The organism is Arthrobacter sp. CAL618, assembly GCF_000468215.1.
Taxonomy (GTDB): domain Bacteria; phylum Actinomycetota; class Actinomycetes; order Actinomycetales; family Micrococcaceae; genus Arthrobacter_D.
In genome coordinates this window covers 1-1272 of the sequence record NZ_ASZW01000037.1, presented here as the reverse complement: position 1 = coordinate 1272, position 1272 = coordinate 1, and the positions used below count along the sequence as shown (strand labels likewise).

1 protein-coding gene and 1 pseudogene are annotated in these 1272 nt (G+C 65.6%); both read left to right on the top strand.

What is annotated here, in order from left to right; all coding sequences use genetic code 11:
* Nucleotides 1-349 (top strand): annotated as a pseudogene (locus K728_RS21705) (HNH endonuclease); the annotation flags it as partial.
* A gap of 12 nt (nt 350-361) precedes the next feature.
* Nucleotides 362-1272 (top strand): DUF222 domain-containing protein (locus K728_RS0102190; protein WP_024475706.1); only part of this gene is annotated, 911 nt, incomplete at its 3' end.

Here is a 1272-nt window from a genome sequence, read left to right as displayed (position 1 = left end):
CTCGGGTGCCTCGGGTGGGTATGGTCCGGGTGGTCCGCTCAGCGTTGACGCGTTCTGGGAGGCACCTCAGGCCGACCCGCCTGACATGCCTGGTCCGGTATTTGGTTCGGGTGGGCGGGTGCGTTCCAGCGCGGAATCGCCTGCCTTGACCGGCCATCTCGGGTTGGCTGCGGTGGCGGGTCTGGACTCTGCTCAGACGTTGGACGCGTTGAAGGACGTCGCTGAGCTGAGGTCCTGGCTTGATGCGCAGGAAGCCAAGTTAGCTACCCGGGCGTTGGACCTCCAGGCCGAGCAGATCCACGGCGGTCGCGGGGCCTTTGGATTTGATAAGCCCCTCGCCGCGGCCTAGGTCGGCGCCGCCTTGCATTTGCCGGAACGTACCGCGGGGTCCCTGATCGAACACAGCACCCTGCTGGTCCGGCATTACCCTTCCACCCTCCATGCTTTGGAAGCTGGTCGGTTTTCCCGTCGCCACGCGTGGGCTGTGGTGGAGGAAGTCACCAGCATCCCCCATACCTTCGCGGCGGCGTCGGCGGCGTTCGAGGACCGGCTCATTACGATGGCCGGGAAGATGACGGTCTCGAAGTTCTATTACCAGGCAGTGAGGCTCCGGGAGAGGCTGCACCCCGAGTCGATCAGCACCCGCCGTCAAAAAGCAGTCCTGGGCCGGTTAGTGCAGCTGAGTCCTGCCTACGACGGGATGGCGTGGCTCGAAGCCTACCTACCCACCGACCAGGCTGCCGGGATTTTCCACCGCGTCGACACCGCAGCCCGGGCCTTGCAGGGACCCGACGAGGCCAGGACTCTCACCCAGTTACGCGCCGATGTTCTAGTGGACGTTCTGACCAGCGCCGGACCCACCGGCGATCATGAAACGGGCGCCGAGGACAACGGCGGCAACGATGGCAAGAGCGACAGCAAATCGACCGGGTCCAGCGGATCCAGCCAGTCGGGGGAGGCCAGCACGTATTGGGGTGTGCAGGCGAAGGTGTTCGTCACCGTCCCGGTGATGACTCTCCTCGGCGGGGATGCTCCCGGTGAGCTGGAAGGCTACGGGCCGATTGATCCCGAGACGGCACGGAAGCTCGCCGGGCACGCACCATCGTTCACCAGGATCCTCACCCACCCCTTCACCGGGGCCAGGCTTGGCGCTGATGCGACCACGTACCGGGTCCCGCAGGACCTGAAGGATGCGGTCCGGGTCAGGGACGGGACGTGTCGGCATCCGGGATGTAACCGGTTGGCGGTGTTCTGCGAACTCGACCACACCAC